A 25,273-nucleotide genomic window follows, 5' to 3' on the forward strand; every position below is an offset into this window, starting at 1 on the left:
CGCCTTTCTCAATGTCACGCTTGCTATAATGCGCCGCCGCGCTAGATTATTCAAAACAACGATGACGGCGGAACCATGACATTTGCTTTTTCTTTTACGCGTAAAACCCTACTGGCCTCTAGCGTGGCTGTTTTGGCCTTGGCGGCGTGTCAGCCTCAAAACACGATGCAGGCGACGAATGATACGCATACGCAAAGCTATATCGTTACTGATCCTGGCCCCGGTAAATTAACGCCAGAGCGGATTAACGCCTCGCCGTCACTCGCGGGCTCTACCTTGCGCCGCGCAGCGATTTCGCCAGACGGCACAATAGTCAGCGTCCTGCAAGGGCGCGCGGATGACGCCAATCAACAAGACCTCTGGGCCTATGATTTGGAAACGGGTGAAGGGCGTCTTCTTGTCAGCTCAACTGATTTGTTGGCTGGACCCGAAGAGCTATCAGAAGAAGAAAAGAACCGTCGCGAACGGATGCGTGAATACGGCAGCGGGATTGTGTCTTATAGCTGGGTCAATAAAGACTTGTTATTGTTCCCCTTGGGCGGTGACCTTTACACTTATGATTTGTCCACAAAACAATCTCGCCAAATCACGGCGACAAAGGGATTTGAAACTGATCCCAAAGTCTCGACCAAAGGCGGCTTTGTTGCCTATGTGCGCGGGAACGAATTATACCTCACAGAGTTGGCCACAGGGCTAGAGCGGCAATTATCGGACGGCGCAACCGACCTTATCCGCAACGCCACAGCCAGCTTTGTTGTCCAAGAAGAATTGGGCCGCCGCACAGGATATTGGATTGACCCAACGGCCACGCGAATTGCCTATACACAAATTGATGAAAGCCCCGTCGCCATTGAAAACCGTATCGAGTTTGGCGCAGACGGTGTGGGTAATATCAGCCAGCGTTACCCCTTTGCAGGCACAGATAATGCGACTGTCAAACTCGGTGTTGTCTCCACGAAAGGTGGGGCGACGACATGGGTTGATATTGGTGATAACCCCGATATTTACCTGACCCGCGCCGCTTGGTCTGTGGACGGCAAAACGCTTTATGCTGGGATATTATCGCGCGATAACAAAACCCACACCATTTTGAAAATTAATCCCGTCACGGGTGCCTCATCGACCTTGTTTGAAGAAACATCTCCGACTTGGCTTAATATCGATAGTAATCTGATGCCGCAAAAAGACGGCTCTTTGCTGTGGATGTCAGAAAAGTCAGATAAGCGGCAACTTTTTCGCGTCTCAAAAGACGGCGATATGACGGCACTGACCCCAGAGGGGTTTTTGGTGAACGGTCTTAATTGTGTGAACCAGGACAGCCAGACGGCTTATGTTTCGGGGTGGCGCGATAGTTCGCTTGAAAGCCATCTGTTCAAAGTGGATATGGGATCTGGGGACCTCACCCAAATTACGCAAGGCGACGGCATGCATAGCGCGCGTTTTGACCGGGGGTGTACGCGTTATATTGGCGGCTTTTCAAATCCTGATACGCCGCCCCAAACACGCGCGTTCACCGCGGACGGGACGCCGCTTGCATGGCTGAATGAAAATGCGCTGGATGATAACCATCCTTACGCCCCCTACTTGGACGCGCATATCACGCCCGAATTTGGCCGCATCCCGGCCGAAGACGGCACAATGCTGGATTATATGCTTTATAAACCGCTGGACTTACAGCCCGGGGAAAAACGCCCTAGCGTCACCATTGTTTACGGCGGTCCGGGTGTGCAGCGGGTCAATAAATCATGGCATCGTCGCGAATTGGCGCGCATGCTCGCCCATCACGGCTTTGTGGTGTTCCAAATTGATGGACGCGGGGCGACCAATCGCGGCAAAGCCTTTGAAGATGTGCTCTACCGCGCGATGGGCCGGGCCGAAGTCGTTGATCAACGCGTAGGGGCCGACTGGCTAAAATCCCAAGACTTTATCGACCCCGACAAAATGGGTGTTTATGGCTGGTCATATGGTGGTTACATGTCCCTGCATATGTTGGGGCAAACTGATATTTACAAATCCGGCGTATCGGGCGCGCCTGTGACGGATTGGGCGCTTTATGATACCGCCTATACAGAACGCTATTTGGGCGACCCGCGCAAAGACCACCCGAATTATACGGGCGGGGCCTATGAAAATGGGTCGGTTTTTCCTTATCTTGACGGGCTCACGGAACCGGTGCTTCTTATCCACGGCATGGCCGATGACAATGTCGTCTTTCGCCACTCGATAAAGCTGATGGACGAAATGCAAAAGCGCAACGCCCATAATATGCGGGTCATGACCTATCCTGGTGAAAAGCACGGCTTTCGGTCAGAGGCGAACCGCGTTCACCGCGACCGTCAGATTTTAGAGTTCTTTACCGAGACTTTAGGCGACGATTAGCGGTTTAGCCGACCGCATTGATAAGCGACGGCAACACATAACCCTTTGCCCATTGGATAAGCAGTAGCACAACAATGGGTGATAAATCCATGCCGCCAATGGGCGGTATGATACGCTGAAAGGGGGCCATGATCGGCGTCAAAATGCGGTTAATGCCTTGATAAATTTGCGCGACCATCGGATTGCGTAAATTAATCAGGCCAAAGCCAACAAGCCAGCTCATAATGACCCAAGCAAAGATAAGAAACACGAGCAAGCTGAGCGCGGGTCCGACAAAATAGACCAAGATAGACTGTAATAAATTCATGAGGGTAACCCGTGTTAATTCTGCGCTCTATTTAGGAGGGGTGGGGCAAAGACACAAGCGCTATTGCGAACACCAGACAATACGCGCGACCCATTGCACATCTTTGCGCCTTAGCTCTCGGTCATCATAATCGGGGTTGAGCGATATCAGCTCTATTTTATGGGCCGTGATACGGTGAAGTTCCTTAGCCATAATTTCGCCGTCCATCGTTTTAACGACAACGCGGTCGCCGCGGCGCGGCGTCTGGCTGGGATCAACAAGGACTTTGTCGCCTGCGCGAAAAACGGGCGCCATACTATCGCCTGCGATTTGTAGGGCATAAACACCGTCAAATCCCGTGCCCGGTACCCGCACTTCTTCCCAACCGCTGCCGACGGGAAAGCCGCTATCATCAAAATATCCGTTTTCGCCCGCTTGGGCCAAGCCAATCAACGGAACGGCCGCGCCTTGGGCATGTGTGCCTTGGGCTAATGTAGCAAAATCTTCAAAGCTGACACCAACAACGGACAGGATTTTTGACACGCTTTCGGTGGACGGCCAGCGGTCTTTGCCTGATCCTGATACGCGCTTGGACCGATTAAAGGATGTCGCGTCAAGGCCAGCTTCTACGGCCAACCCTGATGGGCTGCGGCCTGTTTTTTCTGCCAAGCGGTCAATCGCAAACCAAATTTCGCTATGCGTAATCATATAATTTTGTCACTACCAATTTTATATGTGTTTAGGGAAATATTCCTATGTCGTCAAGGCACGAAAAACCCCGCCAAACGTCAGTCTGGCGGGGGAATTAATTCAGCGCAAGCTGGCGCTTAGCCGTTATAGGCGTTCTCGCCGTGGAGGCTGGTATCCAGTCCGACATATTCCTCTTCTTGCGTCACCCGAAGGCCCAATGTGACCTTTAGAAGGCCGAGGATAATAACGCTGGCAATGGCTGACCATGCCACAACAGCGGCCGTGCCGAGGAGCTGTGTTGTGAAATTACCGTCGCCTGTCCCGCCTAGGGCCGTGGCCGATAAAAACGGGAGCAGTAATATGCCCACAATGCCGCCAACGCCGTGCACGGCAAACACGTCAAGGCTGTCATCAATCGACAGCTTTACGCGGATCAGGTGAACCATATAGTAACACGCGAAGCCCCCTGCGAGACCCATAAGGATGGCCCCGCCCGGGCCAAGCACGCCCGCCGCAGGCGTCACTGTGGCAAGGCCTGCGATTGTGCCTGTCGCCGCGCCGACCAAAGTCGGTTTACGGTTGGCCATAGCTTCTAATCCAATCCAGACAAGGGTCGCGGTAGAGGCGGCAATATGCGTCACAAGAAGCGCCATACCCGCCCCACCATCCGCGGCAAGTTGCGAGCCGCCGTTAAACCCAAACCAGCCGACCCATAACATAGACGCGCCAATCATGACGATACCGGGGCGATGCGGCGGGGAAAGCTCATGCGGGAAGCCTGCGCGCTTGCCGAGCATAAAGACGTAAACGAGCGCTGAAATCCCTGCCGTCGCGTGCACGACCAAGCCACCCGCAAAATCAATCACGCCGCGATCCGCGAGCCAGCCGCCGCCCCAAACCCAATGGGTGACAGGCGCATAGACGACAAGCAACCAAAGTGCGGTAAATATCATAACGGGTAGGAATTTTACGCGCTCAACAAAGGCGCCAACAATTAAGCCCGGTGTGATAACGGCAAAGGTCATTTGAAAGGCCAGAAAAACTGATTCTGGGATTGTGCCGCTGACGCTGTCACGCGTGAGGTTTTTTAGAAATAAATTATCAAGCCCGCCCCACAACGCACCGCCTTCGCCAAAGGCTATTGAATAACCCGCTACAACCCAAATAATGGAGGCCAGTGCGGCGATGGCGTAAACTTTCATTAAGACAGAGAGATAATTTTTCGCGCGGACCAAGCCGCCGTAAAATAATGCCAAGCCGGGTAAAGACATAAACAGGACTAAGGCTGTGGCGGTCAATATCCATGCCGTGTCACCTGCGGAAACAGCATTTGCGTCTTGCGCGTTGGCCAGTGACGATAGGCAAACAGCCCCAAGGCTTAGGCTAAAGCCCTTGATTAAAAATTTCATCATAATTTCCCCTTTAGACCTTTATTTTTAAGATTGCAGCTAGGGGATAATCTTTGTGCGTCTGTAGCGCTTTCTGTGGAGCACCGCTGTTTCACAGCTTCGCGCCTAAAAATTAAACAAAAAAAGCCCGACTCTGCACAGATGAAGTGCGGTCGGGCTCAGTATCGTTAAGGCGCCCCACGGCAATGACCGTGAGGTGCTGGGTTATTTGTTCCTAGCTGTTCACAAATTCAGGGTAGGCCGGGATACCAACTTCGGCTTGATCTAGTCCGATATATTCGTCTTCTTCTGAGACGCGGATACCGATAGTGACTTTCATAATGAACCAGATAACCAAGCTGGCTAGCGTGATGAAGGCACCGATAGAGACCACACCGATGAACTGTGTGAGGTAGCTGGCGTCTGAATTGGAGAACGGAACAATCATCGTGCCAAAGATACCCGCAAAAAGGTGAACCGGAATGGCCCCGACAACATCGTCAATCTTAAGCTTGTCGAGCATAGGCACGGCCAGCACAACAATTAGGCCACCGATACCGCCGATGATAATCGCTGAAAACGCGCTCGGGGCGAGGGGTTCTGCCGTAATCGCGACAAGGCCTGCAAGCGCACCGTTGAGTGCCATGGTCACATCAATCTTCTTGTAAAGGATCTGTGTCAGGGCGACGGCAACAATCACGCCACCACAAGCGGCAAGGTTTGTATTGGCGAAAATCTTGGACACATCAGAGGCATCAGCAATGGTACCAAAAGCAAGCTGTGACGCGCCGTTAAAACCAAACCACCCCATCCACAAAATAAATGTACCCAGTGTGGCAAGCGGAATAGAGCTGGCCAGCATAGGCGTGACTTTACCGTCAGCGCCGTATTTGCCTTTACGCGCCCCTAGCAGAATTGCACCTGCGAGAGCGGCCCAGCCGCCGACAGAGTGAACCAGTGTAGAGCCTGCAAAATCAGAGAAGCCGCGTGCGTCTAACCAGCCTGTGCCCCATTCCCACGACCCTGTAATCGGGTAAAGGATACCCGTCAGAATGGCGACAAAGATAATGAAGGGCCAGAATTTGATACGTTCAGCGAGTGTACCAGAGACAATCGATGCTGTGGTCGCGCAGAACACCATTTGGAAGAACCAATCAGAGGCCACAGAGTAGCTGCCGTCTTCTATGCTGCCTTCGCCAGCACCGGGCCAGCTATACGGACCAAAGCTGCCAAAATAGCCGCCGTCAACGCCTGTATACATAAGGTTATAACCGACAACCCAATACATAATACCTGCAACAGAATAGAGCATGATATTCTTTAGGCACTGCATGGACACGTTTTTCGTGCGCACAAGGCCCGCCTCTAGCATTGCGAACCCTGCCGCCATCCACATGACGAGGACGCCACCGAGTAGGAATAACAAAGTGGTAAAGATGAAATCATCATTGGCGGCATTGGCTGCGACTTGCGCAGCGAGGTCGCTGTCTTGGGCAAAAGCGACCCCAGCGACAGCCATTAAGAGGGCGCTAACCCCCGTGGCCTTTACGGCCTTGTTATTGAATAGTTCTAAGTTTCGCATGACAGTCCCTCCATCATAATGACGTTATTTATGAAAACGTCTTGGCGGTGATTGCGAAACGCGACGAGTCCAATTAAGGTGGAAATAACTGACGCAAACCCTGCGTCCTAATTCTGTGCGCAGTTCAGGCTGAATTGCGCAAGTTTTGTGCGAAAGCCGATTATGAGTGATGATACCCTTACCGAGGCGCCTTCCCCGGATGCCTATCCCTATATTTATAAAATCCTGCGCATGTCTGAATGGTCGATCATGAAAGCCATGGGCGAATATATTGGCAGCGTCGATGATAAGCGTGACGGCTATATCCATCTGTCCACGGCTGAACACGTTAAATCCACATTGGATAAATATTACACCACGGCGGTGACACGCGGGCAGGCTGTTATATTGGTTAAAATTAAAACCGACGGGCTAGAGGATAAGCTCGTCTATGAGCTGGCCCGTGGGGATATCTATTTCCCGCATTATTACGCCCCGCTCCCCATGAGCCATGTGGTGGATGATGTGCGTTTGTCGGCGGGTCCTGACGGTCTTTATGACCCGACTGAGTTTTTGGCCAAAGACGCATCTTAGATGGCACTGCTGTATAAGATTGGTACAGCGGCCATGCGTAAGCTGCCCGCCGAGACCGCCCATAATGCCACGATAAAAGCGTTGCAATCGGGCCTTGGCCCGATTGCGCGGGACGTTATCGCGCCAGACCTTGCCGTTACAGTTGGCGGGCTGTCTTTGCCCAACCCTGTTGGACTAGCGGCAGGGTTTGATAAAAACGCGCAAGTGCCAGATGCGATGTTGGCGGCGGGTTTTGGTTTTGTTGAGTGCGGAACAGTCACCCCGCGCCCGCAGACGGGTAACCCTAAACCCCGCCTTTTTCGCCTGACCGAAGATAAGGCCGTTATCAACCGAATGGGGTTTAATAACGGCGGGCTTGATGCCTTTCGGATGCGGCTGGTGCGGCGTAAAAATAAAGGCGGCATTGTCGGGGCAAACCTTGGCGCGAATAAAGACAGTGATGACCGTATTGGCGATTACGTTGCGGGGCTGTCGGCGCTTTGGGGATTACCGGATTACTTTACGATTAATATCTCTAGTCCCAACACGCCGGGCCTACGCGGCCTGCAAGAGGCGGGCGCGATGGACGATTTGCTGGGACGTATTTCCGAAGCCCGCGCTGAGCTGACCGGCGACGCGCCGTCTGTGCCGATATTCCTAAAAGTCGCCCCCGATCTGGATAGCGTACAAATCGAACGTATCGTTGAACAAGCGCGCAATTACGGCATGAACGCGATCATCGTATCCAACACGACAATCGCGCGCCCTGATGATCTCCAAAGCCCTCATAAAGGGGAGGGGGGCGGTCTATCGGGTGCGCCGTTATTTGAGCCCTCGACAGAAATCTTGCGCGAGTTTTCCGATGCGGCCAATGGGTCTATTGATTTAATCGGTGTTGGCGGCATCAGCAGCGGGGCGCAGGCCTATGCTAAAATTCGTGCAGGCGCCAAAGCTGTGCAGCTCTACTCCGCGCTGGTGTACCACGGCCCAGGCCTAGTCATGGATATTCGCCGTGATTTATCGTCCCGCCTAAAAGCGGACGGCTTTAGCAATATTGCCGAGGCCGTCGGGCAAGACTAATAAGCAAAGGCCTTTAGGCCCGTCTGCGATCATCCTCTATGCGGACATTTGGCGAAGACTGACGCCCTGTGCGTAGCGCGCGGCGTAGTGCTTGGCGACGGACAAAGCGGATGGCGTCATATAGCTCTGTAGCGATGATGGGCTTGGTCAGGAATATATCCGCGCCTGCTGCCATACACTGCGCGTTGTTCTCCGCTGTGGCGTCGGCGGTTAATGCAATAATGGGTACATGGGCGTTCAAACCACCGCGTTCCCGAATGGCTTTGGTCGCCTCTATGCCGTTCATTTCTGGCATGCGAATATCCATAAGAATAACATCAAATTCCTGTGTGTTGGCGGCATCGACAGCCACAGCACCATTTTCAGCGCCCATAACAAGGCAGCCCTGCGGTTCTAGGAAAATCTTCATAACGTCGTGGTTAGAGGGAACATCCTCTACGATTAAAACCCGTAAGCCTTGTAAGCTGTCAATATTTGCTTCGTCCAAAGTTTGAACTTGTGACGCGCGTTGTGCGGGCTCACGCGATACAGCGACTTGCGCATTGCGGGCTGGCGGCTGGATGGCGATGTCATGTGTGGCGTCATGTTGATCCTGTGCGGGAGCCGGGCTCGTGTCCATGATTAAATCATAGTCTGCGTTTCTGCTAAGCGGGCCTGCGCTATGATCAAGACCTGGTGCCGTGTGGGACGTTGCGTTTACATCACTATATTTGGCCGCGACTAAACCCTCGGGGAAGACGCCTAAAATATCGTCCATCTCTGCGTCAATTTGGGCATCATATGGGGCGGGCTCCGACGGCGCGGTGCTCCCGTCTCTGTCTGCCGCAAAATCCAAAGCCTGCGCAGCATTCGGAGCGTGGGCCGTTGCGGCCACATGTATCTGAGTGTTCTGTGTAACGTCCGTTTGCGCCCCGTCAATGTCTTGGAAAACGGCGTCGACAGAGTTTAAAATTTCAGCATCGTAAATGGCAAGCATCTCTAAGCTTAGGGTAAATTCAGTCCCCGCATCTTTGCGGCTCACCACGCTAACATCACCGTCCATCATGCGAGCGAGGCTCCGCGTAATCGCAAGACCAAGTCCAGAGCCCCCATATTGGCGTGTGATAGAGCTATCGGCTTGAACGAAGGGTTTGAACAAATTCCCCATCACAGTGTCGGTCATCCCGATACCTGTATCCGCGACAACGACTTTCAACTTAATGGCGTCCCTACCGTCAATAGGGTCGGCGGTGATATGCATATGCACACGGCCTTCGCTGGTGAATTTTGCAGCGTTAGAAATCAGATTATTAATACATTGGCGCAGGCGCAGCGGATCAACTTTAATGCGGCTGGGCACAGATCCGTCCAAATGGGTCGTAAAGGCGACACCTTTGGCTTCAATCGTCGGACGCCATAACGCGTCTAGGCTCTCGACCATTGTGTTGATCGAGGTATATTCTGGAAAAATTTCCATTTCATTGGCATCAATTCTCGACATATCTAGCACTTGTTCCACTAATTGTAACAAATCGTGACCCGATTTATTCACGATTCCAATTTTATGACGCAGATCTTCAGTCGGCGCTGTTTTTGATAATAAATCAGCAATTCCTATAATCCCGTTAAGAGGCGTGCGTAATTCGTGACTGACAAGGGCGAGGAATTGCGATTTTGCTTTTTCGCCCGAAAGGGCCGCTTCGGCCGCAATCGCGAGCTGCTCGGCGGTTTTTGCGCGGTAACGCATGAAAAAGACATAAGCCAGCGCGAAAATCAGCATACCCACCATGATAATCAACAGCGCCAAGCCAAGCTTAATACGGTTTTCCAAAGCAGCCTGTTTAAGCGCTTGCATTTCCGCGCGCTCTCTCTGACGCGTTTTGTCATTCTCCAAATTGGCTAGCAGCGACGCTGTGTCGGAATTATTAGATTGCAAAATTCGCTGCACGGATAGGTCATTATAACGCTGCATCAGGGACATAGCGGCCGCTGTATCGCCCTCGGCTGCTGCGATAAGGGCGTTGGCACGCGTTAATTCGCGTTGCAGAAATAGCGAGCGCCGCTCTCCATCAGCGATTTGCTGCATGACCAATAACAGTGCAAGTTTTGCGGATTCACTATCCCCAAGCCCCGCTAAGGCTTGCACATGTGACAGCTGTAGATTTCTAATTATAGTGCCATGTGTTGCAATGGCGAGGCCGGCATTGGTAAATTCAAGTGCTTTAGCATAACTATGCTGATCTATATAAATTTGGGATGCTCTTAGTTCTGTAATGCCTAAAGATAGCGGTTGATGCGTTTTTTCAATTCGCAGCAATATTTCAATCAAATCTAAAGCTGTTTTATTGTCAATCCCTCCAGAAAAAGCATATATGAGATTGTTGATTTCGTGTATTCCGTTGACCACTTCCCCACCTTGTCTTCTCAGTTCAAGAGCGCTTTGAATTGCCGGGATAGCCAATTCAGGGTTTCTTAAATAGCAATGAAAATAGGCTATGGCGTCATAGGCGCCGATTCTTGCAGAGGCTTCTTCCATACCCTTTTGGTTTGGAATAACATTTAAAGATTCAGTCGCGTAGCTAAGAGCTAAAGGCAGATTATCCTGATAGCCGTATAAGTAGGCGAGGAGTAGATTAATCTTATTGTTTATAAACCAATCTTCGCTTTCAGGAAGTAATTTTAAATAGTCTATACCTTGTTTGATGCTCTCTGTGTCGCGCGTGGTCGGATTGAAAACTTCAAACAAACTTGAAAAAATTTGTGCTAAGGCTATGTCCGTATCTGATTTTCCGTGCTTGGCAGTGTTCATATACTCGTCGAGAATATTACTAGCGCTTATGTCATTTCCAGCACTAAATTCCTCGAAAATTTTAGCTCTTAGATTTTGCAGAATGTCATCAGATTGCCTATTTTCGCTAAACCTTAAAGTAGGATTCGTGCTTGCTTCCCGTTGCATGTCCTCTTCAATGCTAAGGGCGAGATTGATTGCGCGATCGTGAATATTGTCTGGAGGATTAGAGTCAGCCAAGCTTGATTGCTGCATTAGGAAAAATGCACATGATATGAATATTGCTCGCAGAATGAACAAAGAAAACTGCATAAAAAAACCCGCTAATATCTTGAGATATAACACGGGTGTTAAAAAATGATTTTTTCATAAAAAAAACCTCACAAAAGTGAGGTTTCAAAATTTATTTTCTCAAAACTTACGTTTCGATAATTACTGGACCCGATGTCTCAATGATGACTGGACCAGATGATGTTTCGATGATGACTGGACCTGATCCGCCAACGACGGTTTCGATTTCAGTGGTTGTTAGTTCACGCATGTGTAACTCCTTAAGTTATGTCCCTACCAGACAGTTAAGATAATTCCTTTTGGATATCATTGCGCCGTATTACGACACATTTCCCCCCAAAAGACCCACACTATGGTTAACGTAAGCCATAAAGTTGTATTTTACTAGAAAAATATGGTTAACGGCGTAGGTTTTTTCTAGCGCTGTCATTGTTAGGGTCGAAATGAAAACACCCAGCGCAGTGGCTGGGTGTTGAAAATGTTGAAATATGCTGTGTTTTTAGGGCCTTAATCCGCTTGAAGGACAATTTTGCCTTTATCGACATCAACCTTCACAGCTTGCCCATCGGCCAAATCACCGGCCAAAACCATTCGCGCAAGGGCATCTTGCACAGATTTTTGGATAACACGCTTTAACGGTCGCGCACCATATGACGGGTCGTAACCTTGCTGTCCGAGCCAGTCTCGCGCCGCATCTGATAACTCGACTGTGATCTGACGGTCTTTTAACCAGCCCTGTAGTCGCTTGATTTGAATATCGACGATGGCGCCCATATGCTCTGGCTTTAGCCGCTCAAACAGCAGGATTTCATCAAGGCGGTTTAAAAACTCGGGCCGGAAATGGGCGTTAACCTCAGCCATGACCCCGATGCGGGCCGCGTTGACATTGTCGCCGTCGCCCAAGTTCAACAAATGCTGCGCGCCGATGTTGGACGTCATGATAATCAGCGTATTGCGAAAATCGACCGTGCGGCCTTGACCATCGGTCAAGCGTCCATCATCCAGCACTTGCAACAGCACGTTAAACACATCGGGATGGGCCTTTTCAACTTCGTCAAATAACACGACTTGATAGGGACGACGACGTACGGCTTCGGTCAGTGCGCCGCCTTCTTCATAACCGACATAGCCGGGCGGTGCGCCAATCATGCGTGCCACAGAATGTTTTTCCATATACTCACTCATATCCAGCCGCGTAATGGCGCTGTCATCATCAAACATGAACCCTGCTAAAGCTTTGGTCAGCTCTGTTTTACCGACACCCGTGGGGCCAAGGAATAAAAAGGACCCAATGGGACGGGCGGGATCTTTCAGACCTGCGCGGGCGCGGCGCACGGCATCCGACACGGCATTGACGGCTTCGGACTGCCCCACGACGCGCGCCGATAAGGCTGCCTCCATATTCAAAAGTTTGTCGCGCTCACCCTCTAGCATTTTCTCAACGGGCACACCTGTCCAACGCGACACAACGGTTGCGATGGTTTCCGCTGTGACAGTTTCACTGGCCAAAGACGGCTCATCACCAACGGCGGTTTCGAGCGTGGCCATATGACGTTCCAGCTCCGGGATGTCTTCATGCTGCAACCGTCCCGCGGTCTCATAATCTCCGCGCCGCACAGCGTCTTGTAGCTCAAACCGTGCTTGCTCTAGCTGTTCTTTCACGTCGGTCGCCGATGCCAGTTTGGATTTCTCCGCCTGCCAAGCGGCGCTCATCTCGTCTGATTGCGATTCCAGCGCGGCAATTTCGTCTTTGCGCCGCGCGAGCCTGTCCTTAGAGGCCTCATCCTTTTCCTTTTTCAAGGCTTCTACTTCGATTTTTAACTGTACTAAGCGGCGGTCAATTTCATCCAGTGCTTCTGGCTTGCTATCCACTTGCATACGCAGGCGGCTGGCCGCTTCGTCCATCAGATCAATCGCTTTGTCAGGCAAAAACCGGTCGGTGATATAACGGTCAGAGAGTTGTGCCGCCGCAATGATCGCGCCGTCTGAAATCCGAATACCGTGATGCACTTCATATTTGTCTTTCAAACCGCGCAGGATAGACACAGTGTCTTCCACCGTTGGCTCATTGACAAACACGGTCAGGAAACGCCGGGCGAGGGCCGCGTCTTTTTCCAAATGTTTGCGGTATTCATCCAGGGTTGTCGCGCCGACACAGTGAAGCTCTCCGCGCGCTAAGGCTGGCTTTAACAAGTTTGCGGCATCCATCGCGCCGTCGCCTTTACCCGCCCCGACCAAAGTATGAATTTCGTCAATGAACAGGATGATTTGACCATCGGCTTTTTCAATGTCTTTTAGGACCGCTTTCAACCGTTCTTCAAACTCACCGCGATATTTCGCCCCCGCAATCAGCGCCCCCATATCTAATGCCAGTAGGCTTTTGCCTTGAATAGACTCTGGCACGTCACCCGACACGATGCGGTTGGCCAGGCCTTCCGCTATGGCGGTTTTACCAACCCCCGGCTCACCTATCAGCAGCGGATTGTTTTTTGATCGCCGCGAGAGGACTTGCATCGTCCGGCGAATTTCTTCGTCTCGCCCAATCACGGGGTCAAGCTTGCCTTCGCGTGCCGCTTGGGTCAGGTCGCGCGCATATTTCGACAGCGCGTCATATTGATCTTCCGCGTTATCAGATGTCACGGGCTCGTCTTTGCGCACGGATTTAATCGCGTCCGTCACGCGGGCCTTATCAACATTTGCCGATTTAAGCGCGCCTAGGAGGTCTTTATCCGCATTTAACACTGTGGCTAGCAATAGTCGCTCTAATGTCACAAAGGCATCGCCCGCAGTTTTGGCGGACTTTTCCGCATTGGCAAAAATCTTCGCCGCCGCACTGCTCAGCGTCAGGCCAGACCCGCCTTGTACTTGCGGTTGCTTGGACAAAGATGCCTCGACGGCTGATGTTAAAACGTCAGCCTTACCGCCCGCCATTTGCAATAAATTTGTCGGCAAACCGCCCGGCTCAGCCAATAGACCTGCCATAATATGGCTCGGCGTGATTTGCTGATGATCGCGGGTCAGCGCGTCATTTTGGGCCGCTTGAATAACCGCGCGTGCCCGTTGTGTGTAGTGTTGAATATCCATAACAATATTCCTTTCAAAATCTGTTAAGACTCAAATAGGAATTTATTCAGGCGCATCAAGGGGGGTAAAATGATAAACCTCCGCAAGCTTTACAGCCTACGAAGGTTCAAATAATCATGATTGGCTGACCAATGGGTCAGTCAATTGGCAAACGCTATTCCGCTGCGTCGACTGTATCGTCTGCCTTTTTACGGGCGGGGGCGCGGCGGCGACGTTTTGGAGCGTCTTCAGCGTTTATATCTGGCGTGGGTTCTGATTTAGACCCTGGCTCAACGACATCAAGGCCAGCGGGTTCTGACTTAACGTCTGACTTAACATCTAACTTGGGCTCTGACTTCGTTTTCACCTGACGCGATGCGCGCTTGGGTTTGTCCTCGGAAGAGGTTTCTGTCGCGGGCTCTTTTGCCGTTGTTTCGCCCTTTTCATCATCATTGCGGTTGTGGCGACTGCGATTACCACGGCGACCCGCTTTGGCCTCTGTGTCGTCATCATTGTTATTATTATGTTTGGCGTGTTGAGCGGCTTCACGGGCTTCGCGTTCTTCGCGAGCAGCTTGTTTGGCGGCTTCTTGCTCATTGACAATACGCAGATAGTGCTCGGCATGTTGCAAATAGTTTTCGGCCTTAACCCGGTGCCCTGAACTGGTCGCGTCACGGGCCAAGGTTACATATTTATCGTAAATATGGCTGGCGCTGCCGCGCACTTTAACGTCCGGGCCGTTGCTATCGAGCGAGCGGTTAGGATTGTTATTCTTATTGTTATTGTTGTTATTATTGCGATTACGTCCACGTTGGCGTTTCATTGCAATGTTCCTTATTATGGCCTTATCCGTCCGACATTATAATGCGACTTATTTCGCAAACCATCGTGGCCTCTTGCCAGTGATGATTATGAACGTTTGGGCTTTAGTGGACTGTGGCGTTAATACCCGCGATCAGTGCACGTAAAACACCTAGCAAAAACAAAGCCCCCCGCCAAGGCCTTTTTTGCGCCCGTTTTGGCCTTTGTTAAAGGGCGGGTTTTCGGGCCTGCACGCAGCGGTCTTGCCCCGCTAGGTCTTGGCTCACTGATATGGCGTCCCAACCATCGCCGCGTAAAATATCTGGCACGGTGCGACCTTGATCAAAGCCAATTTCTATAATCAATTGACCGTTGGGTGTAAGATAGTCGCGCGCCTGCGCACTTATGATCCGGTAAGCGGATAGTCCGTCTTCACCGCCCGCCAAGGCTAGCGCAGGGTCAAAACCTGCCACCTCTGACGACAAAGCCGCCATCGCTTGCGCGTCAATATAAGGCGGGTTGGATATTATCAGCTCATATGAGCTGTCCACATGTGATAACCAATCAGATTTTAACAGCATTAAACGGTCATCAACGCCGTGGCTTTGGGCATTTACCCGTGCCACAGACAAAGCTTTTTGCGATATATCCACAGCGCATGCCTGCGCATGGGGCAATTCCGTTAAGAGCGTGATCGCGAGCACCCCCGTTCCTGTGCCAAGGTCTAAAATTCGCGGAGCTTTAAAGGGTTTTAAAAATGCCAGCGCCTTATCGATCAAGACCTCTGTATCAGGGCGCGGTGACAGCACATCTTTGGTCACTTTAAAATCTCGTCCATAAAACCCGCGCCGCCCCAAGATATGATCGACAGGTTCGCCCGACAGACGCCGTGCCGCATAATCTGATATTTGGGCAAAAACCTCTTGGGATAAAAACTCTGTGCCATTTGCGATCAACTCACTATGGGTCATAGCCGTCGCGGCCAAGACCAGCTCTCGCGCGTCAATGTCGGGTGTCGGCAGGCCAGCCTCGCTAAACTGCGCCGTTAAAAACCGTTTGGCAGAACGGGCATTTAATCCTGAATAAGGGCCAGACCGTGGCCGCATCGACAGCGGAACAATGGGGCCTGTGGGGTTATCAGTTGACGCGGGCATAGGACGTTATAGCCTTACCACCATGACGCCCGTCAACGCAATTTTACCTTATTATGACCGCGCGGCGGCGTCTTTCATGGCGAATAGGATTTGCTGAGCATCTTGCGCTTTTGTTATCACGTCCAGCACCGCCTGATCATCCAAATCCACCATTAACAGCAGACCTGTTTTAATGGTCCCGTCCAAATGCGCGCGCACAGCATCTTCTACGCCCGCGGCTTTGGCTTGGGCGTAAAAGGCATCAACGTCTTTATCTGTGTAATCCAGCGTGACAAAATCAAGTGCTGGAACATCACCCATGTCTCGGGCCATGTCTCGGGCCGCTTTAATCTTCGGGTCCAGTACTTTGCAGCTCCCGCACCAATCAGCGTAAATCAAAACAGCCTTAGCCTTTATGTCAGTTGATTGCGCAGATTGTGTGGTGTCTGATGCTGTGGTTTTATTGGGCTTATCCGCGCCAGAACAAGCGGTCAGGGACGCCCCTAATGCGATCGTGAATAGAGTTGCTGCGATTGATTTATAAGACATAGAGTTCTCCAAATTTATTCGACGTTAGACGTATTGCATAAAGTATGGCGTCACATTTACGTGATGAGTAATCCGTCCAAACTCCGTACCAGCAAAGCCAAATCTTGCGGGCGAGACAAGCTATGGTCACCGCCTTTAACCAGCGTGTAAGTCGCGTCTTCGCTGCGGATGACGTCCATGATGCGGCGGGAATATTCCGGCGGCACCACATCATCGCTCATGCCTTGGAGGATACGCACAGGCCCGTCAAAATTAATTGGCGCGTCGAGAATTTGCCGCGCGCGACCATCATCGATTAAGGCCTTGGAATAGGCATAGGGCTCGTCATAATCTGACGGCAAATAAACCACGCCGTCGCGTTCCAAATCTTCGCGTTGAATATCGGAAAATGACGCATAGGTCAGTTTTTGCGTAAAATCCGGCGCGGGATTAATCAGCACCAGCGCCTGCACCCTTTTGGGCCGCGCAGTTGCCGCGAGCAAGCTCGCCCAGCCGCCCATGGATGAGCCGACCAAAATGACATCACCGTCTGCGACATGATCAATCATATCTAAAACGTCACCCGCCCAGCGCGATATCGTGCCGTCGGTAAACTCACCATCACTGACCCCGTGACCAAAATAATCAAAGCGGATATAGGCACGGCCAGCGTCTTTCGCCCAGCTGTGCAAATGCAGCGCCTTGCTGCCCTCCATATCTGATTTCAAACCCCCACACCAAATAACGGTTGGCCCAGCGCCGTCGACTTTGTGATAGGCCAAGCGGTGCCCTGACAGGGTCTTGAAAACGGAAGGATTGCTCATGCTACCTTTTCAATCGCTATAAGGATAAGGTCAAGAGCGTAAGGTCAGCCGTTGCTTTAATCCCTTGCTTTAAAACATCATGAGCGCATCAAGCTCAGCCTTTACCGCTTTGATATTAAAACTGGCGTGATTAGCCGCCAAAGCAACTTGGGACGGATCAAGATCTATCATTCTGTCATGACCGCTACGCCTTATGGCCGCCTTTAATCCTGCCTCTTCCCACCCTTCAAGGATTTCTGCAAAGCTTTCGGGGCTTAAAAAATCCGCGCGATCGGACTGGGTCAAAAATGTTGAAAAATGGGGAAACGTCCCGAGGTTTTTATGATCTGGACTGCGTATCATCGCGGCCGTTTCATCTGGCAGCGCTTTGCACCAATCTAAGTTCAAGTCATTATACATCCACAGGATTTGACAGTGGTGCCCCGCCTCCACACCATAGAATTCATTGTCGCAGGTCACATATTCGGCGCGGTGAAAAATAGGACCGTTATGCGCATTGCGGTTTGGCGCGCGATTTTTAATCAAGCCTTCAAGGGTGGACTTTAATTGCGCATTATCAAAAACCTGTCCATTTTCTCGTCCAAAAAAGCGCCCGGGTTGTAATTGATTGGATGGGCTTGTTAGGGTAGGTTTTCTCCCTGTAGCTTGCCCAAACAGCGTCAGGATAAAACTATCAACGCCCTCGCCTTTCATCATTTGATCAAGTGTGCCGTCAATCGCAATATCAGTATTGATTAAGACAATAATTTTACGAACCTTGCGTTTTAAGAGCGGGATGATGCCGTAATTATCCACATATCCCCCATCACCAAAAAAGCGTTCTACGGTAACAGGTTTCGCAAAATATTGTACTGGCCAGTCTCGCATCTTTGGGAAAATTTTCATGACGCCGCGATTATTGTCAAAGCTGCCATCAAGCGCTGTGATGCCGCCCCATTCATTTCTAAGCGTATTAGCCAAGTTTTGTTTGCCAGCAAATCGGGTAATATTTTGCAAAATATAGGCGGGGGCTGCCCCTGATATGCCCATAATATCTTGTAATGAAAAACGGTGGTTTACTCGACCCGGTGATACTTTGACGGATTGTGGGGTTGCAAGGCCGCCCAGCGTATCCATGCCAATATTTTCCTTATAACCGCCACCAACATTTAATTTGCCTTTGCCGCGACTATGGCGGTGGATGCCGCTGTAATAAGGCGTAAATTCATAATGTTCCCAAGACCGAAGTCCCAAGGGTCTAAACTTTTCATCCCTGTCATCACGGATAAGATAGCTGTCTTGGTTCATCGCACCATTGATACAAAGATAAGGGCGGTCGCGAGTATAGGTCACGAAGTCATTGCGCTCGAGTTTAGATTTTCCGAATATGTTTTGATTACGTTTTAAAATGCCCTTGACTTGTTTATCCGTCCAACAGGCATATTGGTCGCCACCAAGCCCGATATCATCAAGGTATAATTCGCTAATGATACGGTTCCATATCTCTGTTACGTCATCAAGACTGAACTGTATGCCTAAGAAGGGGATTGTGGGCAGGGACAAACTGCGGCCTACAATGGAGGTGAGTAAATTTACACCAACGGAGCGCAGGATTTCTGAGCGTGCAATTTGGCGGGGCAATATTGCGCTCTCATCATCATTTCTGATAAACTCTGGTTTTAACTGCCGTGTTTCGACGTCATCGCCTAAATATTCGTGGTCACTAATGTTATGTGGCAGATAGCAATAAGGTGTCGAAATCCATGACCCGCCTGAAATCGCGCCGATATAACGTATTTTGTCCATAATACCCATGTCCCTTAGCGCCCGAAAATAACCCAGACTGTGGGACATAGAGCGGGTTCCGCCCCCAGACACAGCCAGACCTAAGTCATCCCGGGCTTTAATTTGCGGTTCGCCAGCCTCAGGAAATGTAAAATCCAAACTTTGGGTTGGGAAGATCCGAACCGACAGGCGTTTAAAGGATACACCAAAATTATCGCTCGCCTTTTCTTTGCGGTCTGCCCACCATTGCTGCCTATGCTTTTTACCGCTTTCACGCAGGTCTCGAAATTTTTCTAAATCCTCTTTAATATCGTCTTTAACCCGGTCTTTCAGATTACCTACGGGCCCTTCTATCCAGGGCGGGATAATGCCGTCTGTTCTGTCGCGCATATTTTGTGTGCTATTATTGACGGCCGCTTGGGCATTTTGCATGCGTTTTAAAGCATCATCTTTCTTTTGTTTAGCCGCACGCTTGGCGGCGTCTGCTTTTTCACGGGCAGCATTTGCCGCGGCTCTGGCGGCGCGCTCAGCGGCTAACTTTGCGGCCTCTGCTTTTCGTTTCGCAGCCGCTTCTGCGCGTTTTTTCAAACGCTCTTTTTCGCGCGCAATTTTTTCGGCCTTAGCTTTTGCTTGGGCTTGGACGTGCGCGGCCTTTTCATTCGCAATCTGTTTGGCTTTATCTTTTCTAGCCCTCGCCTCGCGCTCTAATTTTGCGGCTTTTTCTCGGGCAAGCCTTGCTGTCGCGTCTTTGGCCGCTTTGGCTTCGCGCTCCAGTCGCGCGGCGTTATCCGCTAACTTACGTTGCGCGGCCTTACGGTCGGCCTCAAGTTTTCTTTGCAGTTCTTGCGCTTCCTTTGCCGCCTGTTTGGCTTTATCGGCGGCTATGTCACGACCCTTGTCTATCTTATCATCAACTTTATTGATGACGGTCTTAATCTTCTTGCCGCGCTTTTTAAACTTATCTCTGATTCCCATAATTATGCGCTCCCTGATTTTAAGGGACGCGAAGGTTTATCGATAATATTTAAATTTGTTCGCGCCCATCATAAGAAGACTCAATTCTTCAAATGCGTCAAGGATTTTAATTGCGGCCTTTTCAAACGGGATGGGGCCGCGCTTCGCCTTTAACTGGCAGACTGCTCGGCTTGACCAGCAGGGGTGGCGGTGCCGCAGGACAGGCAGAAACGGTGAAAGCTGATATTGCGCTCGCCACAATTGCCGCATTTTTCTTTCAAGCGAATGCCGCAATGGACGCAAAAATCTGTCTCAACCCCGTCGCGCACAACAATAGATCTGTCACAGCCTGGGCAAGTTTTTGCCGCAATTTTCTTAAGCGCCGTTTCATATTCAATGCCTTGGCGACGTTCGCCCTCGCTACGGCTTTCTTCTAGTTTTTTACGGTCCAAATACCGCCGCATAGACCGTATGATGAAATGCCCCGCAATCACGGCCATGATGATACCGACGGTATAACGGACGTATCCGCCGTAGCTCGGCAGATAGGGCACAAGCTCGAAGAAAAAAGCAAAGAGCGCAAATAGCACAAAGCCCCGATATAGCGGCCAATAGGCGGCCTCTCGTTTTTTCGCAATCATCCACCCCGCAATAATGAGCAGCGGCAAGGTGAGGGCAAGGCGGTATAAAAATACCCGTAGCGTTTGTGCGTTTTGCGCTTTGCGGTACTCAGGCCGCGCCGCCGTAACTAAACGATTACGCTCTAGCCTGATATCGGCTTGGGCACGATTAAACTGCGTGAGCGCGGTTTGCGCGTCCGCTTGTACGCGGAGCGCCGCGCGCTCTTGATTTTGTAAGGCTTCGACGCTGCGTGTGCGGGCAATAACCTCTGGGTTTTGCGCTTGGCTTTCTGTGGCTGTGCGCGTCGCGAGCCAATTATCGAGTGACACTTTGGCAGAGGCATAATCCGTGCGCGCTTCTTGGGCGGCACTGCGGGCGTCCTCGACGGCGCGGGATAAAACTTGGCCTTGGTCTTCATTGGCCTCTAGTCGGGCGTCAATTGCGCGCAAGGCACTATCATCAACAAAGTCTTCAACGCTAATTTGACTATCCACGCGCGGCATGTCTTTGATAACCAGACTGCCGAGCCCAATAAGAAAGCCGGCAAAGACAATCGAGAGCAACCACATAACGATTGTATAAATCTGCTGGGGTCTGCGTGTTGATTTGGCCATGATTTCCTCCACTGATCATCTACACACTAGGTATTTTTAATCGTCTGCGCTACACCGCATTTATGAATGTCTTACAAGTCCTCCCAGCGCTTGGCTCTGGCGGTGTCGAACGCACGACCGTTGAAATTGCCCACGCTTTGCTCAAAAAGAAACACGGCGCGCAGGTGGCCTCTCGCGGGGGGCCGCTGGTCACGCCTTTGCGCGATTTGGGTGCGGTTTGCCACACATTGCCCATGCATAGCAAAAACCCCTTTACTTGGCGGCTCACCGCCATGGCATTGACCGCGATTATCCGTAGCCAGAGCATTGATATCGTTCATGTGCGCTCTCGCGCGCCTGCTTTTCCCGCACGCTGGGCGGTGGAAAAGGCCAAAAAGCGGGGTCATAATGTGAAACTCGTCACGACCTATCACGGGATTTATAACGCCAAATCCGATTTGAAGCGCAAATATAATGCGGTCATGACACGCGGTGATGCGGTGATTGCCAATTCCGAATATACGCGCGACCATATTGTCAAAGAACACGGCCTGGACGCTGACTTTATTGATGTTATCCCGCGCGGGGTTAATCTCGACCTGTTCCCGACTACGGTAATGGGTCATTTGATTGACAGCACCCGCGCGCGCTGGGGTGTGGGCCCTGATGAGCGTGTGCTGTTACTGCCCGGACGGTTGACCCGCTGGAAAGGCCAAGTCGAAGCGATAAAGGCCATGAAGGGCATTGATAATCTGACATTGGTTATCCAAGGCGACGCACAGGGGCGCGATGACTATGTCCAAGAGCTTCACGCGCTCGCTGCGACCTTGCCCACAGGCCGCGTGATATTCTCTGGCCCCGATAGCGGTATGGCCAGTAGCTACGCTGCCAGCTTTGGCGTGATTGTCCCCAGCATCGAGCCCGAAGCCTTTGGCCGCGTCACAGCAGAGGCCTGCGCCATGGGCAAGCCCGTGATTGCGACTGCCCACGGCGGGTCCATCGAAATACTAAAGGCGCAAAACCCTGATAATGCGCTTGGCCTTATGGCGGCGCCCGGCAATGTCGGCAGTTTAAACAAGCAAATCAAAAAACTCGCCGCCATGAGCGCAGGGGAGGCCACGGCCTTTGCCAAACCCGCCATGGCCCGTGTGCGCGACATTTACACAACAAAAGCCATGTGCGCGGCGACTCTGGCGGTTTATGACCGCCTCTTGACCAAATAAAACACGCTGCGCGCTCACTAAGGCTTGAAAAACCGCGCGCGGACGCACATATTAGCGTCTGACTTAAACAACAACGGAGACCCTCCCATCGCTAGACGTCCTATGGCCGCCCCCCCATCCAAGAAAGTTAAGGGGCCTCGCATTAATCGCGACATCACCAATCCAAAAGTTTTATTAATCCTCGAAGACGGAGAAAAGAAAGGCGTCGTCGCTCTTGACGAAGCTTTGGCGGCTGCCCGTGCGGCTGGCCTTGATCTGGTCGAGGTTGGCCCGGCGGATATTCCCGTCTGTAAGGTCCTGGATTACGGCAAGCTTCGGTTTGAAAACCAAAAGAAGAAAGCCGCCAACCGCAAAAACCAGCGCACGCAATCCCTCAAAGAGATTAAAATGCGGCCCAATATTGATGTCCATGATTACGGCGTAAAAATTCGCGCGATGGAAAAGTTCTTTGACCGCGGCGACAAAGTCAAAGTCACCGTGCGCTTTCGGGGCCGTGAAATGGCCCATATGGACCGCGGCATGGACCTCCTCAAACGCGTGCAAGAGGATTTTGAGGAAACAACAAAAGTCGAATTCGCCCCCAAAACCGAAGGCCGCCTCATGGTCATGGTGTTAGCGCCGAAATAGGGCCGAATGTAAAGACAAAGAAAAAGCCTCGCTAACGCGGGGCTTTTTTGTGGGGTGGGGTGTGGCACGGGTGGAGGCTTGTTTATCCTCATTGCGGCGTGAGTTCATCTACTCAACTTGTGGAAGTCTTGGAATTATACGAGAAATTCTAAGCCCTTTATATCCACCTAAAGCTGCCGCACGCGCTTCAAGAGATTGGCGCAATCCAATAGCCCAATCCCTTTCTCCTGATAGTTCTCCTATATGATTATCATCGTTCTGTAATCGACCTCCTTCATAGCGATCATTGAATGCGTATTGAATAGTTCTCCAACTCTCTTTGGGGAGACTCAACCAAGTTTCAACTAATTCGTTTAGGTTAATATTGTGCATGACAGGTAACAACGCATACTTCCCTTCCCCCTGTCTGAACGAGATTAGTTTTGTAAACTCGTCTGGGTTAGTACGTAAGGCAGCTAATATTTCTTGGGCGACATCAGTTCCTTGATTGTCGAATGCCTCAATACGCTTATCATTTAGATACTGATGAACATTGCTGAAATTTTCCTGATAAGCCTCTCTTACCCAGTAAGAATACCCATGACTGCTTCTAAATCTTGAACTTTCAGGCCACCGCCAATCCGTTGGTCTTGGAGGCAACTCGCCATTTGACAACAGGTCATCGATGTATTCACGACAGGATTGCTCTACTGTCGGATAGTCTTCTGTAATAATGGCATTTTCTGACATCATAAACCTTAGAGCAAACATATGAAGCATCGCACCTACTTCATGTAACTCTCTATTCTCAAACTGGTCTAACAGTTCATTTTTAGCCTGCTCTACAATTTCGTCATCAAGGTCATCAAAAGACATAAACCGTCGCCAAGCAGGTAAAACTGCAGGCGCAGCAAAATAAGTTGTACTATCGAGCCTATCGCTTAATAAATTAGCGCCATAATTTCCATGCACTATTGTTTGACTCAGGATGCTTTGATTTAGCAATAATTTATCTAGATTGATCTGAGAATACTTGTTTTCTAGTCTCTCCAAGGGAGAAGAGGGAATATTAATTTCATTCTCTGGAGTGATTCTTCTCTCCATACGAAGGTTCATTTCGTCCCCCCAATCCTCCGTCAAAGACTTTGTCGGAAGTGAGCCTATTTTATGTTCTAAGTTAAATATGCAAAACTCAGTAATAAGCCGAGAGACCGCGTCTTCGTTACTTAAAAAATTTGGACCAATAATGGAATATAACCTCGCGACATCAAATAGTGATCTCCTTAGCACACGTAGAGAATTGTTCCCGTATACTCGGACACTGGCTTGGTCGTCTTCAACTACCTGTCTTTCAAAGATTGAGAAAATAAGCTGTCGGTTCCTTCTTAGGAACTTCGATGCTGATTCCGCTTGTTCTGAAGTCATAAAGCTCGACGATTCAATCTCTTTTAAAAATACGAAAAATGCTGTGACTAACTCCGGTTCAACAAGAATTGTATGCCCAAAGAGTTTTTCTTTTTGATTTTGCAGCTTTTTGCCGAGCTTTTCGTCGTGCGCAATTATAATTACTTTAGAACCTTGATGTTCAACAAACCAGTTTATAACACCTAATAGCGTTTTCATTTTTAGGCTACAGCGCTCAAGATCATCGAAAACAATTACCTTTTCAGGATCTAATTCAATTTTGAGTAAAGAATTTATAGCGCTAGGAACTATTCCTATAAGGCTGTATAAACCACCCACCTGTTTTGCTTTTTCAGTGCCCCACCTCAATCCATGTTTCTTTTTGTTCAAGGCTGGATTAGCCGCAGTTAAGACCGCAGCCTCTATTTCTTCACGGCTTTCCAACCCAAATAATGACACATAATATATTTCATCGGTTCGAAGCGCTTTTTTGACTTGATGAGTTTTACCTACTCCCCAAGCCCCTGTAACCAATACAGCATAGCCAGGTGACGATAGCGACTTGTAATAGTCCAGATATTCTTTGAGCGCTGACATAGAGTTAACCTTAACGACCTAAAGTCGTATATAGTATTGAAAGCACTAGATTCAAATTTTCTAATTATAAAGAGATAAATTTTAACGTCCCCTCCACCCCCACGGCAGACTATAACTAGCAATTACCTCCCCCACCCAAAACCCTGT

General features: G+C 50.5%; 19 protein-coding genes. 5 read left to right on the plus strand and 14 right to left on the minus strand.

Features of this window, described 5'->3' with window-relative positions:
- Positions 1 to 75: 75 nt before the first annotated feature.
- Positions 76 to 2,379 (plus strand): DPP IV N-terminal domain-containing protein, encoded by a 2,304-nt coding sequence (locus AB6B37_RS14795; RefSeq protein ID WP_371396620.1) that lies wholly within the window; start codon positions 76 to 78, stop codon positions 2,377 to 2,379.
- A 4-nt stretch (positions 2,380 to 2,383) separates the two neighbouring features.
- Here the strand turns inward: AB6B37_RS14795 and AB6B37_RS14800 are convergent, their stop codons facing one another.
- The 4 genes from AB6B37_RS14800 to AB6B37_RS14815 form a co-directional block, all read right to left on the minus strand.
- Positions 2,384 to 2,686: a YggT family protein gene (locus AB6B37_RS14800; protein ID WP_371396621.1), complete on the minus strand. Its 303-nt coding sequence runs from the start codon at positions 2,684 to 2,686 to the stop codon at positions 2,384 to 2,386.
- Positions 2,687 to 2,746: 60 nt separating this feature from the next.
- Positions 2,747 to 3,373 (minus strand): helix-turn-helix transcriptional regulator, encoded by a 627-nt coding sequence (locus AB6B37_RS14805; protein ID WP_371396622.1) that lies wholly within the window; start codon positions 3,371 to 3,373, stop codon positions 2,747 to 2,749.
- 119 nt (positions 3,374 to 3,492) lie between these two features.
- Entirely contained in the window at positions 3,493 to 4,764 is a 1,272-nt protein-coding gene (locus AB6B37_RS14810) for an ammonium transporter (RefSeq protein ID WP_371398467.1), read from the minus strand.
- Positions 4,765 to 4,978: 214 nt separating this feature from the next.
- A complete protein-coding gene (locus tag AB6B37_RS14815) occupies positions 4,979 to 6,325 on the minus strand; it encodes an ammonium transporter (RefSeq protein ID WP_371396623.1) in 1,347 nt (448 codons plus the stop codon).
- A 162-nt stretch (positions 6,326 to 6,487) separates the two neighbouring features.
- On the opposite strand from AB6B37_RS14815, the gene AB6B37_RS14820 reads away from it, so the two are divergent.
- Positions 6,488 to 6,898 (plus strand): DUF952 domain-containing protein, encoded by a 411-nt coding sequence (locus tag AB6B37_RS14820; protein WP_371396624.1) that lies wholly within the window; start codon positions 6,488 to 6,490, stop codon positions 6,896 to 6,898.
- Positions 6,899 to 7,957, plus strand: coding sequence for a quinone-dependent dihydroorotate dehydrogenase (locus tag AB6B37_RS14825; RefSeq protein WP_371396625.1), 1,059 nt, complete (start codon positions 6,899 to 6,901; stop codon positions 7,955 to 7,957).
- 13 nt (positions 7,958 to 7,970) lie between these two features.
- On the opposite strand, the gene AB6B37_RS14830 is transcribed toward AB6B37_RS14825, so the two are convergent.
- The 9 genes from AB6B37_RS14830 to AB6B37_RS14870 all read right to left on the minus strand — a co-directional run bounded on the left by AB6B37_RS14830 (position 7,971) and on the right by AB6B37_RS14870 (position 21,317).
- On the minus strand, positions 7,971 to 10,745 hold the full coding sequence (locus AB6B37_RS14830; RefSeq protein ID WP_371396626.1) for a response regulator: 2,775 nt from the start codon (positions 10,743 to 10,745) through the stop codon (positions 7,971 to 7,973).
- 397 nt (positions 10,746 to 11,142) lie between these two features.
- Positions 11,143 to 11,265, minus strand: coding sequence for a hypothetical protein (locus AB6B37_RS14835; protein WP_371396627.1), 123 nt, complete (start codon positions 11,263 to 11,265; stop codon positions 11,143 to 11,145).
- Positions 11,266 to 11,522: 257 nt separating this feature from the next.
- Positions 11,523 to 14,099 (minus strand): ATP-dependent chaperone ClpB, encoded by a 2,577-nt coding sequence (clpB, locus tag AB6B37_RS14840; protein WP_371396628.1) that lies wholly within the window; start codon positions 14,097 to 14,099, stop codon positions 11,523 to 11,525.
- Positions 14,100 to 14,253: 154 nt separating this feature from the next.
- Positions 14,254 to 14,901: a DUF4167 domain-containing protein gene (locus tag AB6B37_RS14845; RefSeq protein WP_371396629.1), complete on the minus strand. Its 648-nt coding sequence runs from the start codon at positions 14,899 to 14,901 to the stop codon at positions 14,254 to 14,256.
- 205 nt (positions 14,902 to 15,106) lie between these two features.
- Entirely contained in the window at positions 15,107 to 16,033 is a 927-nt protein-coding gene (prmC, locus tag AB6B37_RS14850) for a peptide chain release factor N(5)-glutamine methyltransferase (RefSeq protein WP_371396630.1), read from the minus strand.
- A gap of 51 nt (positions 16,034 to 16,084) precedes the next feature.
- Entirely contained in the window at positions 16,085 to 16,561 is a 477-nt protein-coding gene (locus AB6B37_RS14855; RefSeq protein WP_371396631.1) for a TlpA family protein disulfide reductase, read from the minus strand.
- Positions 16,562 to 16,617: 56 nt separating this feature from the next.
- Complete coding sequence (locus AB6B37_RS14860) at positions 16,618 to 17,364, minus strand: alpha/beta fold hydrolase (RefSeq protein WP_371396632.1); 747 nt, start codon at positions 17,362 to 17,364, stop codon at positions 16,618 to 16,620.
- A 69-nt stretch (positions 17,365 to 17,433) separates the two neighbouring features.
- Positions 17,434 to 20,103, minus strand: coding sequence for a hypothetical protein (locus AB6B37_RS14865; protein ID WP_371396633.1), 2,670 nt, complete (start codon positions 20,101 to 20,103; stop codon positions 17,434 to 17,436).
- Positions 20,104 to 20,252: 149 nt separating this feature from the next.
- Complete coding sequence (locus AB6B37_RS14870) at positions 20,253 to 21,317, minus strand: zinc ribbon domain-containing protein (RefSeq protein ID WP_371396634.1); 1,065 nt, start codon at positions 21,315 to 21,317, stop codon at positions 20,253 to 20,255.
- Between the two features lie 62 nt (positions 21,318 to 21,379).
- Here AB6B37_RS14870 and AB6B37_RS14875 point away from each other — a divergent pair, with 62 nt between their 5' ends.
- Together AB6B37_RS14875 and infC are read left to right on the plus strand one after the other, a co-directional pair.
- The gene (locus tag AB6B37_RS14875) at positions 21,380 to 22,519 is read left to right on the plus strand and encodes a glycosyltransferase family 4 protein (RefSeq protein WP_371396635.1); all 1,140 of its coding nucleotides are present in this window, start codon (positions 21,380 to 21,382) and stop codon (positions 22,517 to 22,519) included.
- A 102-nt stretch (positions 22,520 to 22,621) separates the two neighbouring features.
- On the plus strand, positions 22,622 to 23,146 hold the full coding sequence (infC, locus tag AB6B37_RS14880) for a translation initiation factor IF-3 (RefSeq protein ID WP_371396636.1): 525 nt from the start codon (positions 22,622 to 22,624) through the stop codon (positions 23,144 to 23,146).
- Between the two features lie 108 nt (positions 23,147 to 23,254).
- Here infC and AB6B37_RS14885 read toward each other — a convergent pair whose 3' ends face one another.
- Positions 23,255 to 25,126 carry a P-loop NTPase fold protein gene (locus tag AB6B37_RS14885; protein WP_371396637.1) on the minus strand — a complete coding sequence of 624 codons (1,872 nt, stop codon included), beginning with the start codon at positions 25,124 to 25,126 and terminating at the stop codon, positions 23,255 to 23,257.
- Positions 25,127 to 25,273: the final 147 nt, after the last annotated feature.

Origin of the sequence: Fretibacter rubidus (assembly GCF_041429785.1) — a bacterium.
GTDB classification, from domain to species: Bacteria; Pseudomonadota; Alphaproteobacteria; order Caulobacterales; family Maricaulaceae; genus Fretibacter; species Fretibacter rubidus.